Here is a 21,386-nt window from a genome sequence, read left to right on the forward strand (position 1 = left end):
ATGACCTGCCTGGCGATCAACTCACCGCAAACTTCGCCACGATCTGCTTCAAGTCAACGGCGAGCCTGGACAGTTCCTGGCTGGCCACCGACGTCTGACCGGCGGCCGAGGAGCTCTGGATGGACAGATCGCGGATGCTGATCAGGTTCTGGTCAACGGAACGCGCCACTTGCGCCTGCTCTTCCGACGCGGTTGCAATCATCAGGTTACGCTCATTGATGTCGGTAATGGCTTGGGTGATCTGGGTGATTGCCACGCCGGCTTCGTGGGCAACTTTCAGCGAGTCTACCGCTTCATTGCGATTGAGGGCCATGGAAGCCACTGCTTCGCTCGAACAGCTCTGGATTTTCGCAATCATCTGTTCGATTTCCTGGGTCGATGTTTGCGTTCTATGGGCCAGCGCCCGCACTTCATCGGCCACCACCGCAAAGCCCCGGCCTTGCTCTCCCGCCCTCGCTGCTTCAATCGCTGCGTTCAAGGCAAGCAGGTTGGTCTGCTCGGCGATGGAACGGATCACCTCGACGACCCGGGCGATGTCCTGGGCCTGTTTAGCCAGCCCTTCAACTTCCACCCCGGTCTGCTGCACCGTAGTGCTCAACTTTTCGATCGAAGCAATGGTTTGCGTCACACGCTCCATCCCCACGTTTGCCGAACGCTGCGAGTCCTGCGTCGATTGGGAAGCAGACACTGCATTCCTGGCCACTTCCTCGACCGCCGCCGTCATTTGGTTGACCGCCGTGGCAGCCTGATCCGTTTCCTGGCTTTGGCGTTCAATACCGGCAGTGGATTCACGGGTAATCGCACTCATCTCCTCGGCTGCCGACGCCAACTGCCCGGACGCCTCCGAGATGTGCTGCAACGTGCTTTTCAGGTTCATTTGCATGGTGGCGGTCGACCGTTGCAGCTCAGTCAGTTCGTCATTGCCGCTGATGGCAATTGCCACACGCAAATCGCCGTCGGCGATCTTGCCGGTCGACACCAGCAACTCCCGCACCGGATTGATAATGCTGCGGGTCAGCAAGCGAGCCACCACCACGGCGATCAGCACCGAACTGACCATCAACACCCACGTGAACAAACGTGCCGCATCATGCTCACTGGCGGCGGCTTGCACCGCGGTCTTCGAGCCCTTTTCATTGATCGCAATCAAATCGCTGATGGAGGCCTGCACTTGGCGTGCAATGGGGCCGTTGACGTCGCGCAAATACACCGCCATTTGTTCCTCGGAAAAGCTGGAGGCTTGCGCGAGGAATTCATCCATCTTCTGGCTGTAGTTTTTTATCTCGCTCAGTGCCTGGTCGTACTTGGTACGCTCCTCGGGGCTCGATACCAGCGTTCCATAATGCTCGGCAACTTGCAGCACTTCGGCGCGAACCGCCTTGAGTTTTTCCAGGGAGGCGGGGTCCTTGTCCGCGTATTCCATGGCGTAACGCCGCAGGTCCAGACGAAGTTTGTAAAACGTGGAATCGATCTGGCCCGCCAGGCGAATACTGGGCAGCCAGTTGTTTTGTATTTCGACCGTCGATGAATACACCTTATCGACTTTTATCAGCGTCATTGCGCCTTGTATTAATAGCAGGAAACACACCACACCGAAGCACAATGTGGTACGAAAGTTCAACTTCAAGGCTCTCATGGACATCTCGGCTCACCCTTCCCCTTGGCCGTGCTGTACACGGCCTTACGGGTACAACTTTGTTTAACCGAGTGTGAAAAAAACGTGACTACTTACGTATTTTTTTATGAATAGTGGCAAATAAACATGACGCAGATCATTGCTTAGCTAACCATTATAATTAACGGCTGTTGCGACTCTCCGATATTCATACCATTAGTCCATCCCGTGGCAACGGCAGCGCTGTTTTATATCGCACTTGTTTAAGTGCAAAACTGGACCGGATGTTGGCGACGCCTGGCACCTTGGTCAGAAAGTCCATCATGAAACGCTCCAGCGACTGGATCGTCGGTACCAGCACGCGGATGAGGTAGTCCGGGTCGCCGGCCATCAGGTAGCACTCCATCACTTCCGGACGGTCCGCAATCGCCCCTTCGAACTGCTGCAACGCCAACTCATTCTGCTTTTCCAGGCTCACGTGAATGAACACATTGACGTGCAGCCCCAGCAGGTCGGCGTCCAGCAGCGTGACCTGGTCGCGAATCAGGCCCAGTTCTTCCATCGCCTTCACCCGGTTGAAACACGGCGTGGGCGACAGGTTGACCGAGCGGGCCAGGTCGGCGTTGGTGATCCGTGCATTCTCCTGCAGAGCGTTGAGAATGCCGATATCGGTACGGTCCAGTTTGCGCATGAGACAAATTCACCTGTTTATTATGTTTATGCAGGTTTTTTATCCGCAAATGACCGCGGGCGCAACGAAACAGAGATAAATATTCTTCTACGCCACGCCTATGATTGTTGTAGGACAAGATTTCCCCTACCCGGGGACTGACTGTCAGCTAGCGCGCCCACTACAAGAAATTCACAAGATAGAGCGTAGAAAGCCATGACCCAGCAGTATGAACCACTGCGTCTGCACGTCCCTGAACCCTCGGGCCGTCCAGGCTGCAAGACCGACTTCACGTACCTGCGCCTGACCGACGCAGGCACCGTGCGCAAACCCGCCATCGACGTAGAACCCGCCGACACCGCCGACCTGGCCAAGGGCCTGATCCGCGTGCTCGACGACCAGGGCCAGGCCCTCGGTCCGTGGGCCGAAGGCGTCCCGGTGCAGATCCTGCGCAAAGGCATGCGCGCCATGCTCAAGACGCGGATCTTCGACAACCGCATGGTGGTCGCCCAGCGTCAGAAAAAAATGTCGTTCTACATGCAGAGCCTTGGCGAAGAAGCCATCGGCAGCGCCCAGGCCCTGGCCTTGAACATCGACGACATGTGCTTCCCCACCTACCGCCAGCAAAGCATCCTGATGGCCCGTGAAGTGCCACTGGTGGACCTGATCTGCCAGTTGCTGTCCAACGAACGCGACCCGCTCAAGGGCCGCCAGTTGCCGATCATGTACTCGGTGAAAGACGCCGGCTTCTTCACCATTTCCGGCAACCTCGCCACCCAATTCGTCCAGGGCGTGGGCTGGGGCATGGCCTCGGCGATCAAGGGCGATACCAAGATCGCCTCCGCCTGGATCGGCGACGGCGCCACCGCCGAATCCGACTTCCACACCGCCCTCACCTTCGCCCACGTGTACCGTGCGCCGGTGATCCTCAATGTAGTCAACAACCAGTGGGCCATCTCCACCTTCCAGGCGATTGCCGGTGGTGAAGCAACGACCTTCGCCGGACGCGGCGTCGGTTGCGGCATCGCCTCCCTGCGGGTGGACGGCAACGACTTCATCGCGGTGTACGCCGCTTCGGCCTGGGCTGCCGAGCGCGCGCGCCGCAACCTGGGGCCCACGCTGATCGAGTGGGTGACCTACCGCGCCGGTCCGCACTCCACCTCGGATGATCCTTCCAAATACCGCCCCGCCGACGACTGGAGCCACTTCCCCCTGGGCGACCCGATTGCCCGCCTCAAGCAGCACCTGATCAGGATTGGCCAGTGGTCCGAAGAGGAACACGCGGCGGTCAGTGCCGAACTTGAAGCCGAAGTGATTGCCGCGCAAAAGCAGGCCGAACAGTACGGCACCCTGGCCGGTGGCCAGATTCCAAGCGCCGCGACCATGTTCGAAGACGTCTATAAAGAGATGCCGGAGCACTTGAAGCGCCAGCGTCAAGAGTTGGGGGTCTGACATGAACGATCACAACAACAGCATTGAAGTGGAAACCGCCATGACCACCACCACCATGACCATGATCCAGGCCTTGCGCTCGGCCATGGATGTGATGCTCGAACGAGACGATAACGTGGTGGTGTTTGGCCAGGACGTGGGCTATTTCGGCGGCGTGTTCCGTTGCACCGAAGGCTTGCAGACCAAGTACGGCAGCTCGCGGGTGTTTGACGCGCCGATCTCGGAAAGCGGCATTATCGGCGTGGCCGTAGGCATGGGCGCCTATGGCCTGCGCCCAGTTGCCGAAATCCAGTTCGCCGACTACGTCTACCCCGCCACCGACCAGATCATCTCGGAAGCGGCGCGCCTGCGTTATCGCTCGGCCGGCCAGTTCACCGCGCCGCTGACCATGCGCATGCCCTGCGGCGGCGGTATCTACGGCGGCCAGACCCACAGCCAGAGTATCGAAGCGGTGTTCACCCAGGTCTGCGGCCTGCGCACGGTGATGCCGTCCAACCCCTATGACGCCAAGGGCCTGCTGATCGCCTCCATCGAAAACGATGACCCGGTGATCTTCCTCGAGCCCAAGCGCCTGTACAACGGCCCGTTCGACGGCCACCACGACCGCCCGGTAACGCCGTGGTCGAAACACCCGCAAGCCCAGGTGCCGGACGGTTACTACACCGTGCCGCTGGACGTGGCCGCCATCGTGCGTCCGGGTTCGGCCGTCACCGTGCTGACCTACGGCACCACGGTGTATGTGTCGCAAGTCGCCGCCGAAGAAACCGGCATCGACGCCGAAGTCATCGACCTGCGCAGCCTGTGGCCGCTGGACCTGGAAACCATCGTCAAATCGGTGAAGAAGACCGGCCGTTGCGTGGTGGTACACGAAGCCACCCGCACCTGCGGCTTTGGTGCCGAGCTGGTGTCTCTGGTGCAAGAGCATTGCTTCCACCACCTGGAAGCGCCGATCGAACGCGTTACCGGTTGGGACACCCCCTACCCGCACGCGCAGGAGTGGGCGTATTTCCCAGGGCCGTCCCGCGTGGGTGCGGCGTTGAAACGGGTCATGGAGGTCTGAATGGGCACGCACGTTATCAAGATGCCGGACATTGGCGAAGGCATCGCAGAAGTTGAACTGTCGGTGTGGCATGTGAAGGTCGGCGACATGGTGGTCGAAGACCAGGTGCTGGCGGACGTAATGACCGACAAGGCGATGGTGGACATTCCCTCGCCGGTGCACGGCAAGGTGATCTCCCTCGGCGGCGAGCCGGGTGAGGTCATGGCGGTGGGCAGTATTCTGATCAGCATTGAAGTGGAAGGCGCGGGCAACGCCAAGGATGCGCCGGTCGTCAAAGAGGCGCCGAAGGCCTTACCGGTGATGGAAGCCAAGCCTGCACCGGTCATGGTTGAAAGCAAGCCAGCACCGTTTGTCGCGGCCCAGGCCCCCGTGGCACGTGCCGCCGACGAGTGCCCATTGGCCTCCCCCGCCGTGCGCAAACACGCCCTGGACGCCGGGATTCAACTGCGCCTGGTGCAGGGCACGGGCCCCGCCGGGCGGATTCTGCACGAAGATCTCGACGCCTACCTGCAACAAGGCGCGGCAAAGTCTTCGGCAACGGCCAACCCTTATGCCGAACGCAACACCGAGGAACAGATCCCGGTGATCGGCATGCGCCGCAAGATCGCCCAGCGCATGCAGGACGCCACCCGGCGCGCCGCGCATTTCAGCTATGTTGAAGAAATCGATGTTACCGCCCTCGACGAGTTGCGCGTGCACCTCAATGAGAAACACGGCGCCACACGCGGCAAGCTCACCCTGCTGCCGTTCATCGTGCGCGCCATGGTCGTGGCGTTGCGCGACTTCCCGCAGATCAATGCGCGTTACGACGACGAAGCCCAGGTCATCACCCGCCTCGGCGCGGTGCATGTGGGCGTCGCCACCCAGAGCGATGTCGGCCTGATGGTGCCGGTGGTGCGCCACGCAGAAGCCCGCAGCCTGTGGGGCAATGCCGAGGAAATCGCACGCTTGGCCACGGCGGCGCGCAACGGCAAGGCCAGCCGCGATGAGCTATCGGGTTCGACGATTACCCTGACCAGCCTGGGCGCGCTGGGCGGCATTGTCAGCACGCCGGTGCTGAACCTGCCGGAAGTGGCCATCGTCGGCGTCAATCGCATTGTCGAGCGGCCGATGGTGATCAAGGGCCAGATCGTGGTGCGCAAGATGATGAACCTCTCCAGCTCCTTCGATCACCGCGTGGTCGATGGCATGGACGCGGCGCAATTCATCCAGGCCATTCGCGGCCTGCTCGAACAACCCGCCAGCCTGTTCCTGGAGTAAGGCATGACGCAGACATTGAATACCACCCTGCTGATTATCGGTGGCGGCCCTGGCGGTTATGTGGCGGCGATCCGTGCCGGCCAACTGGGTATCCCGACCATCCTGGTGGAGGGCCAGGCGCTGGGCGGCACGTGCCTGAATATCGGCTGCATCCCATCCAAGGCCCTGATCCATGTGGCCGAGCAATTCCAGCAAACCGTGCACCACAGCCAGGGTTCACAACTGGGCATCGAAGTGGATGTGCCGACCCTGGACATCCGCAAGAGCGTGGAATGGAAAGATGGCATTGTCGATCGCCTGACCACTGGCGTCGCGGCGCTGCTGAAAAAGCACAAGGTGCAAGTGATCCACGGCTGGGCCAAGGTGGTGGACGGCAAGACCGTCGACGTCGGCGACCAGCGCATCCAGTGCGAACACTTGCTGCTGGCCACCGGCTCGAAAAGCGTCAACCTGCCGATGCTGCCGATTGGCGGGCCGATCATCTCCTCGACCGAAGCCCTTGCACCGAAAAGCGTGCCCAAGCGCCTGATCGTGGTGGGCGGCGGTTACATCGGTTTGGAACTGGGCATCGCTTACCGCAAGCTCGGCGCCGACGTGAGTGTGGTCGAAGCACAGGATCGTATCCTGCCGGCCTATGATGCCGAGCTGACCCAGCCGGTGAACGAATCCCTCAGGCAACTGGGCGTGAAGCTTTACCTCAAGCACAGTGTTACCGGTTTTGCCGATGGCAGCCTGCAAGTGCGCGACCCGAACGGCGACACCTTGTCGTTGGCCACTGATCAGGTGCTGGTTGCGGTCGGTCGCAAACCCAACACCCAGGGCTGGAACCTCGAAGCGCTGAACCTGGACATGAACGGCGCGGCGATCAAGATCGACAATCGCTGCCAGACCAGCATGCGCAACGTGTATGCCATTGGCGACCTGAGCGGCGAGCCGATGCTGGCACACCGGGCCATGGCCCAGGGCGAGATGGTCGCCGAACTGATCAGCGGTAAGCATCGTGAATTCAACCCGGCGGCCATTCCGGCGGTGTGCTTTACCGACCCGGAACTGGTGGTGGTCGGCAAGACGCCCGACGAAGCCAAGGCCGCTGGCCTTGACTGCATCGTGTCGAGCTTCCCGTTCGCAGCCAATGGCCGGGCCATGACCCTGGAGTCCAAGACCGGCTTCGTGCGGGTGGTGGCACGCCGTGACAACCACCTGATCGTCGGCTGGCAAGCCGTGGGGGTGGGCGTCTCGGAACTGTCCACCGCCTTTGGCCTGAGCCTGGAAATGGGGTCGCGCCTGGAAGACGTGGCGGGCACCATCCATGCGCATCCGACCCTCGGCGAAGCCGTACAGGAAGCCGCGCTGCGGGCTTTGGGGCACGCGCTGCATCTGTAAAAACGCGGTGAGGCCATCGGGGGCAAGCCCCCTCCCACAGGGGAATGCATTCCAAATGTGGGAGGGGGCTTGCCCCCGATAGTGGTGGATCGGTCAATACAGGGGCTGAAGGCGTCCACCCAGTGGCTCCCACACAAGCCAAGAATGCAGTATTGTTGCGCCCATCCAGAAAAAAACCGACTTGACCAACGATAGAGGGTGTCATGGGTAACGAAAGCATCAATTGGGACAAGCTGGGTTTTGACTACATCAAGACCGACAAGCGGTTTCTCCAGGTCTGGAAAAACGGCGAATGGCAAGAAGGCACCCTGACCGACGACAACGTGCTGCACATCAGCGAGGGCTCGACCGCCCTGCACTACGGCCAGCAATGCTTCGAAGGCCTCAAGGCCTATCGTTGCAAGGACGGTTCGATCAACCTGTTCCGCCCGGACCAGAACGCCGCCCGCATGCAGCGCAGCTGCGCCCGCCTGCTGATGCCGCACGTCTCGACCGAAGACTTCATCGACGCCTGCAAGCAAGTGGTCGCGGCCAACGAGCGCTTCATCCCGCCGTACGGCAGTGGTGGCGCGCTGTACCTGCGCCCGTTCGTGATCGGCACCGGTGACAACATCGGCGTGCGCACTGCGCCGGAGTTCATCTTCTCGGTGTTCTGCATCCCGGTCGGCGCCTACTTCAAGGGCGGCCTGGTGCCGCACAACTTCCAGATTTCCACCTTCGACCGCGCCGCGCCACAAGGCACCGGTGCCGCCAAGGTCGGTGGCAACTACGCCGCCAGCCTGATGCCGGGTTCCGAAGCGAAGAAAGCCGGTTTTGCCGACGCGATCTACCTGGACCCGATGACCCATTCGAAAATCGAAGAAGTCGGCTCGGCCAACTTCTTCGGGATCACCCACGACAATAAGTTCATCACGCCGAAGTCGCCTTCGGTACTGCCAGGCATCACCCGCCTGTCGCTGATCGAACTGGCCAAGACCCGCCTGGGCCTGGACGTGATCGAGGGCGAAGTGTTCATCGACAAACTGGACCAGTTCAAGGAAGCCGGCGCCTGCGGTACGGCGGCGGTGATCTCGCCGATCGGCGGCATCCAGTACAACGGCAAGCTGCACGTGTTCCACAGCGAGACCGAAGTCGGCCCGATCACCCAGAAGCTCTACAAAGAGCTGACCGGTGTGCAGACCGGTGACGTCGAAGCGCCGCAAGGCTGGATCGTCAAGGTCTGAGCCACCTGGAAAAACCCGCCATCTGGCGGGTTTTTTCATTGTTCGGGGATATTCACCACTAGCTTCTTGCCCATGCTGATCCTGGGTTCCACCCCATACCCCAATGCCTCGTAGAACCCGACGACCCCCTCATTACCACTGGTGATCTGCAGGTTGATCTTCATGCAGCCCAGCGCCGTCAATACCTGTTCCGCATGCCGCACCAGCGACGATCCCAAACCCTGCCGCCGATAGTCCCCATGCACCGCCACTGAATACAGCCAGCCACGGTGCCCGTCGTACCCGGCCAGAATGGTCCCGATCACGGTTTTTTTGTCCGTCGCGACAAAGAACAGCCCATCGTCGACCGCCAGCTTCTTATCAATCGCCAGGGCGGGCAGGTTGTGCGCCGTTTCGTAGCCAAACGCCTCTTGCCACAACGCCACCACCTGCGCCCGGTGCTGACGGTCGCGATACGGCCCGATGGGATGCCGGGACAGCAGGGCCTTTTCCATCACCAACGTACGTTCGCTGCCGTGATAAACGTCGCGCACGGTGTGAAACCCCAATTTGGTGTAGAACGGCTCGGCGGTCAGTGATGACGGCACGCTCAGCACCGTCACCCCGGCTTCGCGGGCGCGTAGCTCAATCTCGATCATCAACAATCGCCCAATGCCCTGCCCTTGCAGCGGCGGGTTGACGAATACCGAGCGCACCACATTCGCATCCAGCGCTGCGGTGGCGACGATCACCTGATCCTGAATCGCTACCAGCACCACGCGTCGCTTGAGCAGTTCCAGCACCGCCTCCGGCGTGAAGTTAGCGGCAACCCGCGCAATCACATGCGCCGGATAGTCCCGCGCATTGCTGCTGTGCAGGGCGGCCAGGATGACCTGGCTGATGCCCTCGGCATCGGTGGCTTGGGCTAAACGAACGACGGTAGACATAATTCCTCCTGGCTGACACAGCTGCAACAAACACCACTCTACCCATGTGGGAGGGGGCTTGCCCCCGATAGCATGCTTTCAGATATAGATTTTCTGGCTGACCCACCGCTGTCGCGGGCAAGCCCCCTCCCACAGGTTGCGTGCATTTCACTCCGGCAGCCGATTCGGCTGCCCTACCCCACTTTTCAGCTTTCCCGGCTGAACCACCCCTCGGTTTCAGCCGGGATTCATCCCGCACAACCCACAAAATAGCCGCACTGCTCACCTCATGGAATTCGTGCCCCCATGCAAACCACCAACACCGTCTTGATGATTCGCCCGGCGCGCTTTGCCTTCAACCCGGACACCGCGATCAACAACCGTTTCCAACGCCCGCCCCTCGACCCGCTCCACGCACAGCAGAAAGCGCTGGAGGAGTTCGACGGCTATGTCACCACCCTGCGCAATCACGGCGTGGAGGTTCTGGTGGTGCAGGACACCCCGGCGCCGCACACCCCCGACTCGATCTTCCCCAACAACTGGTGGAGCAGCCACGCCGACGGCAGCCTGGTGCTGTACCCGATGGAAGGCCAGAACCGACGACTGGAACGCGACAAAGGCGTGCTGCAAGTGTTGGAACAGCGATTTACGGTCAAGGACACCATCGACCTCAGCCACCTCGAACAACAGAACATCTTCCTCGAAGGCACCGGCAGCATGGTGCTCGACCGCCAGCACCGCATCAGCTACGCCTGCCACTCCGGGCGCACTCACCACGACGCCCTGCGCCAGTTCGCCGAACGCCTCGACTACCAGCTCTGCGTGTTCCATGCGGTCGACCGCCACCACGCGCCGATCTACCACAGCAACGTGATGATGAGCGTCGGCCGCGACCTCTCGGTGGTGTGCCTGCAAGCCCTGCCGATTGCCGATGAGCGCCAGGCCCTGGAGCGCTCCCTGCGCGACACTGGCAAGGACATCGTCGCCCTCGACTTCGACCAGTTGGAAGCCTTCGCCGGCAACATGCTCGAAGTCCACGACCGCGACGGCCAGCCGCTGCTGGTGATGTCGGCCAGCGCCTGGGGCGCCCTGCAACCGACCCAGCGCCAACACATAGAACGCCACACCCGGCCGGTGGTGGTGAACATCGACAACATCGAACGCATCGGCGGCGGCAGTGCCCGCTGCATGCTGGCGGAAGTGCACCTGCCTGCCCGTCCCTCATTTCAATAAGGAGTCTTGCCATGACCCGCTATATCGACGTCAACGATCTCTGCTACCTGGTCTCGCAAAAAGGCCTGCCCACCTGCATCACCGAGATGGCCGAGTACATTCGCGCCGACTACCTGCGCTGGCAGGATTTCGAGAAATGCGCGCGCCTGGCCAACCACTCGCCGGACGGCGTGATCGAGCTGATGCCGGTGTCCGACGCGTCGCTGTATGCGTTCAAGTACGTCAACGGCCACCCGAAAAACACCCTGGCCGGCATGCTCACCGTGATGGCCTTCGGTGCGCTGGGCGATGTCGATACCGGCCTGCCGGTGCTGCTGGCGGAAATGACCCTGACCACCGCGATCCGCACCGCCGCCACCTCGGCGCTGGTCGCCCGCTACCTGGCCCGCGAGAACAGCCGCAGCATGGCGCTGATCGGCAACGGCTCGCAGAGCGAGTTCCAGGCCCTGGCCTTCCACGCCATGCTCGGCATCAATGAAATCCGCCTGTTCGATATCGACGCCAAGGCCACCGCCAAGCTGGCGGCCAACCTCAAAGCCTTCCCGGCAATCAAAGTGATCCTGGCCGGCAGCGTGGCCGAGGCGGTCAAAGGCGCCGACATTGTCACCACCGTCACTGCCGACAAGGCCTACGCCACCATCCTCACCGACGACATGATCGAGCCGGGCATGCACCTCAATGCCGTCGGCGGTGACTGCCCGGGCAAAACCGAACTGGACCGACGTATCGTCGAGCGCGCCCGTGTGATCGTCGAGTACGAACCACAAAGCCGTATCGAAGGTGAAATCCAGCACATGCCGGAAGACTCGCCGGTGACCGAGCTGTGGCAAGTGATCAACGGCCAGCAGCCAGGCCGCGAGAATGCGCGCCAGGTCACGCTGTTCGACTCGGTGGGTTTCGCCATCGAAGACTACTCGGCCCTGCGCTACGTACTCGACGTAGCCAAGGCGCTGGAGGTGGGCAGCGAATTGGAACTGGTGCCGGACCTGGCCGACCCGAAAGACCTGTTCGCACGCCTGGCCCAACAGCCACGCGTACAGCAGAAAAAGCGCGCCTGAGACCGCTCTGGCCTGCTGCTTTGCGTCGATGGCAGGCCGGTTTTTCAGGGATGAAAAGCCGATTCAGCGGGTGTCACAGCCGATTCCGCTGCATTGCCGGTTTTAACAGCGCAATTCGCGCTTTATGCACGGGGTAAACGACACAAAAAACGCACCATCATGAAGCATTCTCTGCTCCCAGTTATTCACTGCCCTGACATCAATTACAAAATATAGGGACCTGCACATGACTCCATTGCGATCACTCTTCGCCGCGCTGCTGTTGCCACTCTGCGCAAGCGCCGCCCACGCCCAGGACTGGAAAGAAATCCGCTTCGGCGTATTCCCCGAATACCCACCCTTCGAATCCGTGGCCGCCGACGGCAGCCTGCAAGGCTTCGATATCGAGTTGGGCAACGCGATCTGTGCCAAGCTCGAAGTGAAATGCACCTGGGTCCACAACGAATTCGACGGCATGATCCCGGCCCTGCGTGCGCGCAAGTTCGACGCGATCATGTCGTCCATGGCCGTCACCCCCGCCCGTGAAAAAATCATCGACTTCAGTGACCGGCTGTTCCTCAGCCCGACCTCGGTGATCACCCGCAAGAGCGCCGACTTCGGCGACACCCCGCAATCCCTCAAGGGCAAGCAGGTCGGCGTACTGCAAGGTTCGTTGCAGGAGGCCTATGCCCGTGCGCACCTGGCCAGGCTCGGCGCGCAGATCAAGGCGTACCAGTCCCAGGACCAGAACTACGCCGACCTGCAGAACGGCCGCCTCGACGCGACCCTGACCGACAAGCTCGAAGCCCAGCTCAACTTCCTGTCCAAGCCCGAAGGTGCCGACTTCAAGACCGGCCCGGCGTTCAAGGACCCGACCCTGCCCCTGGACATCGCCATGGGCCTGCGCAAGAACGACCAGGAACTGCGCACGCTGATCAACAAGGGTATCGCTGCCGTGCAGGCGGATGGCACTTACGCGCAGATCCAGAAGAAGTACTTCGGCGATCAGGACATCTACCACGAGTAACCCCCTTGCCCTCTGTGGGCTCTGGCTTGTGTGGGAGGGGGCTTGCCCCCGATAGCAGTGGGTCAGCTGATACAGGTGTCACTGACACACCCTCATCGGGGGCAAGCCCCCTCCCACAAAAAGCCTCTCCCACAGTAAATCTGTGCGCGCCAACGAGATTCTTCCCATGAATGAATTCCTCAACTTGCAGGGCTACGGCCCGATGCTCGCCCAGGGTGCGTGGATGACGCTCAAGCTGTCCTTCCTCGCCCTGGCCCTGAGCCTCGCCCTTGGTCTGATCGCCGCCGGCGCCAAGCTCTCCAGCGCCAATTGGCTGCGGGTACCGGCCACGCTCTACACCACGCTGATCCGCAGCGTGCCGGACCTGGTGCTGATCCTGCTGATTTTCTACAGCCTGCAACTGTGGCTAAACGACCTGAGCGAAATGTTCGGCTGGGGCTACTTTGAAATCGACCCGTTTACCGCAGGCGTCGTCACCCTGGGCTTCATCTACGGCGCGTATTTCACCGAGAACTTCCGGGGCGCGATCCTCAGCGTGCCGGTCGGCCAACTGGAAGCGGCGACCGCCTATGGGCTGAGCCGCTGGCAGCGTTTTCACCTGGTGCTGTTCCCGCAGTTGATGCGTTTTGCCCTGCCGGGCCTGGGCAATAACTGGTTGGTGCTGCTCAAGTCCACGGCGCTGGTGTCGATCATCGGCCTGTCGGACCTGGTCAAGGCCGCGCAGAACGCCGGCAAGACCACCAACGAGCCGCTGTACTTCCTGATCCTCGCCGGCCTGGTGTACCTGGTGATCACTACCCTATCCAACCGCATCTTCAAGCGCCTCGAACGGCGCTACAACCTCGGCATCAAGGGGATGGCGCGATGATCGAACTGTTCCAGCAATACGGCCTGGCCTACCTGTTCAGCGATGGCGCGGGGCTGTCTGGCGTGGCCATGACCCTGTGGCTGTTCATCATCTCGGTGGTGTTCGGCTTCGTGCTGTCGATTCCACTGGCACTGGCAAGGGTTTCCGAGCACTTCTGGCTGCGCTGGCCGGTAGAGGTCTACACCTACCTGTTCCGCGGGACGCCGCTGTATATCCAACTGCTGATTTGCTACACCGGGCTGTACAGCCTGGAAGTGGTGCAGGACAACGCCCTGCTCAACCAGTTTTTCCGCAACGCGCTGAACTGCACCCTGCTCGCCTTCGTGCTCAACACCTGCGCCTACACCGTGGAAATCTTCGCCGGGGCGATCCGCAATATTCCCCATGGCGAAATCGAAGCGGCCCGCGCCTATGGCTTGCATGGCTGGCGGCTGAACCTGTTTGTGGTGGTGCCGGCGGCTCTGCGCCGTGCATTGCCGGCCTACAGCAATGAAATGATCCTGATGCTGCACGCAACCTCCCTAGCGTTTACCGCCACTGTCGCCGACATCCTCAAGGTGGCCCGCGACGCCAATGCCGAGACGTTCCTGACGTTCCAGGCCTTCGGCATCGCCGCCCTGCTCTACATGCTGCTGTCGTTTGCACTGGTGGGCCTGTTCCGACTGGCCGAACGTCGCTGGATGCGTTTTCTTGTTCCTACCCGAGGCTAACCCATGAATCAGTCCGCGCAGGCCCTGGCCACTTATCCCGTTGACGAACCCGTTGCCACACCCGCCACCGCCGCTATCAAGCTGCAAGTCGAAGGCATCCACAAACGCTACGGCGAACACGAAGTGCTCAAGGGCGTATCGCTGAATGCGCGCAATGGCGATGTGATCAGCCTGATCGGCGCCAGCGGCTCCGGCAAAAGCACGATGCTGCGCTGCATCAACTTCCTCGAACAGCCGGACGCCGGGGTGATCACCCTGGACGGCATCAGCATCGAAATGCAGCAAGGCCGCGCCGGCACCCGCGCGCCGCACCAGGCCCAACTGCAGAACCTTCGTACACGCCTGGCCATGGTGTTCCAGCACTTCAACCTGTGGAGCCACATGACCGTGCTGGAAAATATCACCATGGCCCCGCGCCGGGTGCTGGGCGTGAGCGCCGCCGAGGCGGAAAAACGCGCACGCCTGTACCTGGACAAGGTCGGCCTGCCGGGCCGCGTGGCGGATCAGTACCCGGCGTTCCTGTCCGGCGGCCAGCAGCAGCGCGTGGCGATTGCCCGGGCCTTGGCGATGGAACCGGAGATCATCCTGTTCGATGAGCCGACTTCCGCGCTCGACCCAGAACTTGTAGGAGAAGTCCTCAAAGTCATACAGACGTTGGCCGAGGAAGGTCGTACCATGCTGATGGTCACCCACGAAATGGGCTTTGCCCGCCAGGTGTCCAGCCAAGTGCTGTTCTTGCACCAGGGCAAGGTTGAGGAACAAGGCGACGCCAGGATCCTCGACCACCCCCGCAGTGAGCGCCTGCAGCAATTTCTTTCCAACCGTTTGAAGTGAAACCCATGGATACCAAGGCCAACGGACCCCATTCCTCCCCTGCGCTGGACCGCATCGATGAAGCCATTATCGAAGTGCTGCGCCATCAGGGGCGCATCACCTACGAAAAGCTCTCGTCGCTGGTACACCTCACGCCCCGGCCCTGCCTGGAACGGGTGCGCAAGCTGGAGCGGCGCGGGGTGATCCGTGGGTATGGGGCGATCATCGATGTGCAGATGGTCTCGCCAGGCTTGTCATTGCTGGTGCTGGTGGCCTTGTCCAACCAAAGCGGGCGCTCGGCGCAAAAGGCCTTCGAAGCCTGTGTGAAGGCCTGCCCGCAGGTGTTCGAATGCCAGCTGATCAGCGGGCCGTTCGACTACAGCCTGCGCATGCGTTGCCGGGACATGGAGCATTACCGGGTGTTGACAGAGACCTGGCTGAACAATGATGAGTTGCACATCGATAAGTTGGTGGCGCATCCGGAATTGGCAGTGGTCAAGAACACCGCCACCGAGTTGGCCTGATCTTATCTCTCCAAAACACTGCCGATCGAATGTGGGAGGGGGCTTGCCCCCGATAGCAGTGTGTCAGTCTATGCATCTGTGACTGACACTCCCTCATCGGGGGCAAGCCCCCTCCCACATATTCAACCCTGCCCGCTTAAGATTCTCTTGCCAGGCTTGGTGCCAATCAGCCTGGCCTGCCCATCCTTCTGCTTCCCCGTCCTTGCCTCGCTGATCAACCCAGGTATCAACTTGCCCTCCGGCAGGTTCTTCCAGAACCGGCTGGGCAAATGCCCTTCCATCACCTTGGGGTTCAACCGTGCCGGGTTGAAGATGTGGCTGTAATAGGTCAGCCACATCGCGCTATGGGGGTCCTCGACATTCTGCGCCAACTGCCGCCACGCCTCGGGGCACTCACGCTGGTGGATCAACTGCTCGCCATCGTAGTAAACCCCATCCAACGGTGTGGCGATCATCCAGCGATGACGGCCCATGCGCCCGATAAAATGTTGGCTGGCGGATTTCAGGATGTCATGGGCCGGTTCATGCCAGGCCACGTATTCCGGCAGTTCCGGCCCCGCTCCCGCCGGCAGCGCGATAAACCGCACAAATGCATGCAGGTGATGCGCCTCGCGGCTGACCTGCTTGATCCGCCGCTGCAACTCGCTGCCCAGCTTGTCCCCGGCCAGCATCGCGGTGCGGTCGCCATGGCTGACGCGCCACAGCACCTCATACAGCAGGCTCCAGCGTTGGTCGCCGTGGTAGCAGGCAGCCGATTCCAGCAATTCCAGCAGGGCCTTGGGCACTCGCGTCTGGAAAGGCCCGGGCGCCTCGGGAATCGACTGGTCAGTGGCAAACAGGTCCGCCACCTCCGCCTCGCCCCAGCTCACCTGACTGGGATCGACCTGATGGCTGAGCAGCCAGCGTGCCTGGTCGCGCCAGGTGGCGAACAGGTTGTCGCATTCCAGGCTGATCACCCCCACAACCCCATCTGCTCAGGTTGCGGGCGGTCGCGCAGTTGCTCGCGCAGCCGCACGCTGGTGCTGTCGGCCTGTTGCGGATGGTAGTCGCTGGTGATGAAAAACGGCTTGGCCTTGGCCAGCACGCAGCGCATGCGCGCCAGGTCTTCGAAGCGGATCTTGCGTTCGCGACGCAGGTCCACCAGGCGCTGGGTGGTGCGCAGGCCAATGCCTGGAATGCGTGCGATCAAGGTCGGTTCGGCGCGATTCAGGTCCAGAGGGAACACATCGCGGTTGTCCAGGGCCCAGGCCAGCTTGGGGTCGATGTCCAGGGCCAGGTGGCCGGGGCCTTTGAACAGCTCATTGGCGTTGAACCCATAGCTGCGCAACAGGAAATCGGCCTGGTACAAGCGGTGCTCGCGCATCAGCGGCGGCGCGGCCAGGGGCACGCTTTTCGGGCTGTTGGGGATGGGGCTGAACGCCGAGTAATACACGCGACGCAGCTTGAAGTTGCCGTACAACGCCTCGGCACCGTGGAGGATGGTGCTGTCATCGGTGTCGTCGGCGCCGACGATCAGTTGCGTGCTCTGCCCGGCCGGGGCAAAACGCGGTGCACGCGGTTCGTTACGGACCGTCTGCTCGCCAGTGTAGATGGTCTGCATGGCCTGCTTGATCGAGCCGATCTTTTTTTCCGGCGCCAGGGTCTGCAGGCTGGCCTCGGTGGGCAGTTCGATGTTCACGCTCAGCCGGTCGGCATAGCGCCCGGCCTCGGCGATCAGCGCCGGGTCCGCGTCGGGAATGGTCTTGAGGTGGATATAGCCGCGAAAGTCGTGCTCTTCGCGCAGCAGCTTGGCCACGCGCACCAACTGCTCCATGGTGTAGTCGGACGAACGGATGATGCCGGAGCTGAGAAACAGCCCGCTGACGCAATTGCGCCGATAGAAATCCAGGGTCAGGGTCACCACCTCCTCCGGGCTGAACCGTGCGCGGGGCACGTCGCTGGAGCGGCGGTTGACGCAGTACTGGCAGTCGTAGAGACAGAAGTTGGTGAGCAGCACCTTGAGCAACGACACGCAACGCCCGTCCGGCGTATAGCTGTGGCAGATGCCCATGCCATCGGTGGAACCCAGCCCCGTCTTGCCCTCGGAACTGCGCTTGGGCGCGCCACTGCTGGCGCAGGACGCGTCGTACTTGGCGGCGTCGGCGAGAATGCTGAGTTTTTCGATCAACTGCATGGAGGGCTACCGATACTGGTTTTTTGTACAGTATCAGGCAGCCCTCCCGGTCACAAGCGCAGTTGGTCAGCTGGCGGTGGCAAGCAACCGGTCCTGCACCGAGCGCCCCTTGCCGCGCCCACGGTCCAGGGCATACAACGACGCCGCAATTTCATCGGCGCGGATCGGCAGCACCGACAGCAAGGTGTCGCTCAAACCGTGGCTGGCCTGGCTGAACCCCTGGATGTAGATGCCGGCGTTGCAACGCTCGTCGGTGACGATGCGGTAGTCGCGCGCCACGTCGAAGTCGCCCAGGTAGTCTTCCAGCGGCGCGAGCAAGGCGCGGTGCGTCTGGCGCTCGTAGCCGGTGGCCAGGATCACCGCGTCGTAATGGTTGAGGCTGGTTTCGCCGTTGGCGTTGTTGCGCAGCGCCAACTCGATGCCCAGCGGGCCCGGCGTGGCCTTCTCGACCACGGTCATGGTGCGGAACGCCTGGCGGGCGATGCCGGAAACTTTCTGGCGGTAGAAAATGCCGTAGATGCGCTCGATCAGGTCCAGATCCACCACCGAATAGTTGGTGTTCTGGTACTCGGCCACCAGGCGCTCGCGCTCGGCGCCCTCCTGCTGGAACACCAGGTCGGTAAAGGCCGGCGAGAACACTTCGTTGACGAACGGGCTGTCATCGGCCGGCTTGAGCGCCGAGCCGCGCAGGATCATGTCGACCTGCACCGACGGGAAGCTGTCGTTCAGGTCGATAAAGGCTTCGGCCGCACTCTGGCCGCCGCCGATGATGGCGATGCGCATGGCCTTGCCGTCGACACACGGCTGGCTGGCCATGCGCTCCAGGTATTGGGAATGGTGGAACACCCGGCTGTCGCCTTTGAGCGCGTTGAACGCCTCAGGAATACGTGGCGTGCCACCGGCGCTGACCACCACCGAACGAGTGGTGCGCACATGCTGCTCGCCCAGTGCATCGCGGGAGATCACGCGCAGGGCTTCGACCTGCTGCTGGTGCAGGATCGGCTCGATGGCCAGCACCTCCTCGCCGTAGCGCGCCTGGGCCTGGAACTGGCCGGCGACCCAGCGCAGGTAATCGTTGTACTCCATGCGGCACGGGTAGAAGGTGCCCAGGTTGATGAACTCCACCAGGCGGTCGTGGGCTTTCAGGTAATTGACGAAGGAGTACGGACTGGTGGGGTTGCGCAGGGTCACCAGATCCTTGAGGAACGAGATCTGCAGCTCGCTCTGGGTGACCAGGGTATTGCCGTGCCAGCGGTAGTCGGCCTGTTTGTCCAGGAACAGTACGTCCAGTTTGCCCTGGGCCTTTTCGCGCTCCTGCAGGGCGATGGCCAGCGCCAGGTTCGAAGGGCCGAAACCGATACCGATCAGGTCGTGAACCGCGGGCGAAGCAATTGCCTGTGTCATTCCAGTGTCCTCTGGATAAGCCCCTTGGCGGTGGGGCGGGAATACCTTTCAAGGCCTGCACATCAGGCCGTGTGTTGATAGGAAACGAGGACAGTGAAATAAAATTTAACTGATCAGTGATCAGTGCGCTTCCCACTCGCGCATGCGCACCCGGCAGTGCTTCATGGCGTTGACGATGTGTTTTTCCACCAACGCGCGGGAAATGCACAGGCGTTCGGCAATCTGCAGGTGGGTCAGGCCGTCGAGCTTGCGCAGCAGGAAGCTGTCGCGACAGGCCGGCGGCAGCTCAGCCAGGGCGCGTTCGAGCAGTTCCAGGCGCTGGCCGTGGTCGTGGGTGGTGTGCGGCGAACTGCTGGCAAAGCGTTCTTCGGCATCGAGTACGTCCAGCGGTTCGACCTGGCGCAGGGCGTTGCGCCGGTGGCCGTCAATCACCAGGTTAAGCGCGGTGCGGTATAAAAAGGCACGGGGTTGTTCGATGGGGGTGTCGCTGGAACGTTCCAGCACCCGGACATACGCGTCATGCACCACATCCTCGGCCACCTGACGGTTGCCCAGCTTGGCGTTGAGGAAACACACCAGCTCGCGATAGTAGTTTTCCAACATGACTCCCGGCCGCGGGGTGGCGGCATTAGGTCCCCGGGTGCAAAAAAGACAGCGTTCAGGTGATGGCAGTTTGAGTGTGTGCAATTTATAGTAATTCTCATCTACTTTTAAAGCAGACTCGCATCAACGGACGATTTTTTTCTTCAAGGGAGCTGTAACTGCTTATGTAACCGCCTAAATCCCCGCGCAATTCTCTCGTTTACTTGTCAGCTCCCCGCAACTGCGGTCCGAACTTTCCTGGCTGGAAACCCACGCATGAAACGCCCTCGACCTGCCCGACGCGCCTTGCTCGTTATCGCGTGCCTGATCCCCATTATCGCCGTCGCGGCCTGGCAGGTGCTGCCGCCGGGGCGTGACACCCTCACCACCGTCACCGTCACCCGCGGCAATATCGAAAACAGCGTGACCGCCCTGGGCACCCTGCAACCGCGTCGTTATGTGGACGTGGGCGCCCAGGCATCGGGGCAGATCCGCAAGATCCACGTCGAGGCCGGCGACCAGGTGCAGGAAGGCCAACTGCTGGTGGAGATCGACCCGTCCACGCAGAAGGCCAAGCTCGACGCCAGCCGCTACGCCATCGAAAACCTCAAGGCCCAGTTGCAGGAGCAAAAGGCCCAGCACGAACTGGCGCGCCAGAAATACCAGCGCCAGCAGCGCCTGGTCGCCGGCAACGCCACCCGCGAGGAAGACGTACAAACCGCCAAGGCGGAACTGAGCGCCACCCAGGCCCGGGTCGATATGTTCCAGGCGCAGATCCTGCAAGCCCAGGCCAGCCTGCGCAGTGATGAAGCCGAGTTGGGCTACACGCGGATTTATGCGCCGATGACCGGCACCGTGGTCGCGGTGGACGCGCGGGTCGGCCAGACCCTCAACGCACAGCAGCAGACACCGTTGATCCTGCGGATCGCCAAGCTGTCGCCGATGACCGTCTGGGCGGAAGTCTCGGAAGCGGATATCGGCCACGTCAAACCGGGCATGACCGCCTATTTCACCACCCTGAGCGGCGGCAACCGGCGCTGGACCAGCACCGTGCGGCAGATCCTGCCGATCCCGCCCAAGCCGTTGAACGAAACCCAGGGCAGCGGCAGCCCCAACAGTTCGAATAAAAGCGGCAGCGGCCGCGTGGTGCTGTACACCGTGTTGCTGGATGTGGACAACAGCGACAACGCGTTGATGGCGGAAATGACCGCCCAGGTATTTTTCGTCGCCAGCCAGGCCCAGGATACGCTGACGGCGCCGATCGCTGCGCTACAGGGCACGACCAACGCCAACCAGCAGATCGCCCGGGTGGTGGGCAAGAATGGCCGTATCGAGCAGCGCCAGGTGCAGGTCGGCATCAGCGACCGCCTGCGCGTGCAGGTACTCGACGGCCTGAACGAAGGTGATCAACTGCTGGTCGGCCCGGCCGACGGCAACGGGGGTTGAG

Annotated in this window: 20 protein-coding genes; 13 read left to right on the forward strand and 7 right to left on the reverse strand. The window is 61.9% G+C overall.

Annotation, left to right across the window (positions count from 1 at the left end; all coding sequences use genetic code 11):
- Window positions 1-16 precede the first annotated feature (16 nt).
- Together LUU92_RS18360 and bkdR are read right to left on the reverse strand one after the other, a co-directional pair.
- Complete coding sequence (locus LUU92_RS18360; protein WP_257102439.1) at window positions 17-1,642, reverse strand: methyl-accepting chemotaxis protein; 1,626 nt, start codon at window positions 1,640-1,642, stop codon at window positions 17-19.
- 181 nt (window positions 1,643-1,823) lie between these two features.
- Window positions 1,824-2,306: a Bkd operon transcriptional regulator BkdR gene (gene bkdR / locus LUU92_RS18365; protein WP_058426744.1), complete on the reverse strand. Its 483-nt coding sequence runs from the start codon at window positions 2,304-2,306 to the stop codon at window positions 1,824-1,826.
- A gap of 195 nt (window positions 2,307-2,501) precedes the next feature.
- On the opposite strand from bkdR, the gene LUU92_RS18370 reads away from it, so the two are divergent.
- The 5 genes from LUU92_RS18370 to LUU92_RS18390 all read left to right on the forward strand — a co-directional run bounded on the left by LUU92_RS18370 (window position 2,502) and on the right by LUU92_RS18390 (window position 8,663).
- Complete coding sequence (locus LUU92_RS18370; RefSeq protein WP_222540015.1) at window positions 2,502-3,737, forward strand: 3-methyl-2-oxobutanoate dehydrogenase (2-methylpropanoyl-transferring) subunit alpha; 1,236 nt, start codon at window positions 2,502-2,504, stop codon at window positions 3,735-3,737.
- A 1-nt stretch (window position 3,738) separates the two neighbouring features.
- The gene (locus LUU92_RS18375; RefSeq protein ID WP_016978112.1) at window positions 3,739-4,797 is read left to right on the forward strand and encodes an alpha-ketoacid dehydrogenase subunit beta; all 1,059 of its coding nucleotides are present in this window, start codon (window positions 3,739-3,741) and stop codon (window positions 4,795-4,797) included.
- Complete coding sequence (locus tag LUU92_RS18380) at window positions 4,798-6,057, forward strand: dihydrolipoamide acetyltransferase family protein (RefSeq protein ID WP_257102440.1); 1,260 nt, start codon at window positions 4,798-4,800, stop codon at window positions 6,055-6,057. It abuts the gene before it with no gap.
- Window positions 6,058-6,060: 3 nt separating this feature from the next.
- Window positions 6,061-7,440 (forward strand): dihydrolipoyl dehydrogenase, encoded by a 1,380-nt coding sequence (lpdA, locus tag LUU92_RS18385; protein WP_222540016.1) that lies wholly within the window; start codon window positions 6,061-6,063, stop codon window positions 7,438-7,440.
- Between the two features lie 203 nt (window positions 7,441-7,643).
- Window positions 7,644-8,663: a branched-chain amino acid aminotransferase gene (locus tag LUU92_RS18390; protein ID WP_071492093.1), complete on the forward strand. Its 1,020-nt coding sequence runs from the start codon at window positions 7,644-7,646 to the stop codon at window positions 8,661-8,663.
- Between the two features lie 35 nt (window positions 8,664-8,698).
- On the opposite strand, the gene LUU92_RS18395 is transcribed toward LUU92_RS18390, so the two are convergent.
- Window positions 8,699-9,589 carry a GNAT family acetyltransferase gene (locus LUU92_RS18395; protein WP_083351484.1) on the reverse strand — a complete coding sequence of 297 codons (891 nt, stop codon included), beginning with the start codon at window positions 9,587-9,589 and terminating at the stop codon, window positions 8,699-8,701.
- A 285-nt stretch (window positions 9,590-9,874) separates the two neighbouring features.
- Here LUU92_RS18395 and ctlX point away from each other — a divergent pair, with 285 nt between their 5' ends.
- From ctlX to LUU92_RS18430, 7 genes are all read left to right on the forward strand, one after another.
- A complete protein-coding gene (gene ctlX, locus LUU92_RS18400; RefSeq protein ID WP_092244650.1) occupies window positions 9,875-10,801 on the forward strand; it encodes a citrulline utilization hydrolase CtlX in 927 nt (308 codons plus the stop codon).
- Between the two features lie 11 nt (window positions 10,802-10,812).
- Window positions 10,813-11,859, forward strand: a complete 1,047-nt coding sequence (gene ocd, locus LUU92_RS18405) for an ornithine cyclodeaminase (protein WP_257102441.1) — start codon at window positions 10,813-10,815, stop codon at window positions 11,857-11,859.
- Window positions 11,860-12,085: 226 nt separating this feature from the next.
- Window positions 12,086-12,865: an ABC transporter substrate-binding protein gene (locus LUU92_RS18410; RefSeq protein WP_092244644.1), complete on the forward strand. Its 780-nt coding sequence runs from the start codon at window positions 12,086-12,088 to the stop codon at window positions 12,863-12,865.
- A gap of 166 nt (window positions 12,866-13,031) precedes the next feature.
- Window positions 13,032-13,733 carry an ABC transporter permease gene (locus tag LUU92_RS18415; protein WP_257102442.1) on the forward strand — a complete coding sequence of 234 codons (702 nt, stop codon included), beginning with the start codon at window positions 13,032-13,034 and terminating at the stop codon, window positions 13,731-13,733.
- Complete coding sequence (locus tag LUU92_RS18420) at window positions 13,730-14,443, forward strand: ABC transporter permease (protein ID WP_065903984.1); 714 nt, start codon at window positions 13,730-13,732, stop codon at window positions 14,441-14,443. The genes LUU92_RS18415 and LUU92_RS18420 overlap by 4 nt, the downstream gene beginning before the upstream one ends.
- Window positions 14,444-14,446: 3 nt before the next feature.
- Window positions 14,447-15,277 (forward strand): ABC transporter ATP-binding protein, encoded by an 831-nt coding sequence (locus tag LUU92_RS18425; RefSeq protein WP_257102443.1) that lies wholly within the window; start codon window positions 14,447-14,449, stop codon window positions 15,275-15,277.
- Window positions 15,278-15,282: 5 nt separating this feature from the next.
- The gene (locus LUU92_RS18430) at window positions 15,283-15,780 is read left to right on the forward strand and encodes an Lrp/AsnC family transcriptional regulator (RefSeq protein ID WP_016974875.1); all 498 of its coding nucleotides are present in this window, start codon (window positions 15,283-15,285) and stop codon (window positions 15,778-15,780) included.
- Between the two features lie 122 nt (window positions 15,781-15,902).
- Here LUU92_RS18430 and LUU92_RS18435 read toward each other — a convergent pair whose 3' ends face one another.
- The 4 genes from LUU92_RS18435 to LUU92_RS18450 form a co-directional block, all read right to left on the reverse strand.
- Window positions 15,903-16,736, reverse strand: a complete 834-nt coding sequence (locus tag LUU92_RS18435) for a TIGR03915 family putative DNA repair protein (protein ID WP_092244641.1) — start codon at window positions 16,734-16,736, stop codon at window positions 15,903-15,905.
- Window positions 16,733-17,953, reverse strand: coding sequence for a putative DNA modification/repair radical SAM protein (locus tag LUU92_RS18440; protein ID WP_257102444.1), 1,221 nt, complete (start codon window positions 17,951-17,953; stop codon window positions 16,733-16,735). Before LUU92_RS18440 ends, LUU92_RS18435 begins: the two co-directional genes overlap by 4 nt.
- 66 nt (window positions 17,954-18,019) lie before the next feature.
- Window positions 18,020-19,357: a lysine N(6)-hydroxylase/L-ornithine N(5)-oxygenase family protein gene (locus LUU92_RS18445; RefSeq protein ID WP_071492099.1), complete on the reverse strand. Its 1,338-nt coding sequence runs from the start codon at window positions 19,355-19,357 to the stop codon at window positions 18,020-18,022.
- Window positions 19,358-19,477: 120 nt separating this feature from the next.
- Complete coding sequence (locus LUU92_RS18450; protein WP_071492100.1) at window positions 19,478-19,960, reverse strand: sigma-70 family RNA polymerase sigma factor; 483 nt, start codon at window positions 19,958-19,960, stop codon at window positions 19,478-19,480.
- A 255-nt stretch (window positions 19,961-20,215) separates the two neighbouring features.
- On the opposite strand from LUU92_RS18450, the gene LUU92_RS18455 reads away from it, so the two are divergent.
- Entirely contained in the window at window positions 20,216-21,385 is a 1,170-nt protein-coding gene (locus tag LUU92_RS18455; RefSeq protein ID WP_257102445.1) for an efflux RND transporter periplasmic adaptor subunit, read from the forward strand.
- The last annotated feature ends 1 nt before the right edge of the window (window position 21,386 follow it).

The sequence above is a fragment of the Pseudomonas extremorientalis genome (genome assembly GCF_024584605.1).
GTDB lineage: Bacteria > Pseudomonadota > Gammaproteobacteria > Pseudomonadales > Pseudomonadaceae > Aquipseudomonas > Aquipseudomonas extremorientalis.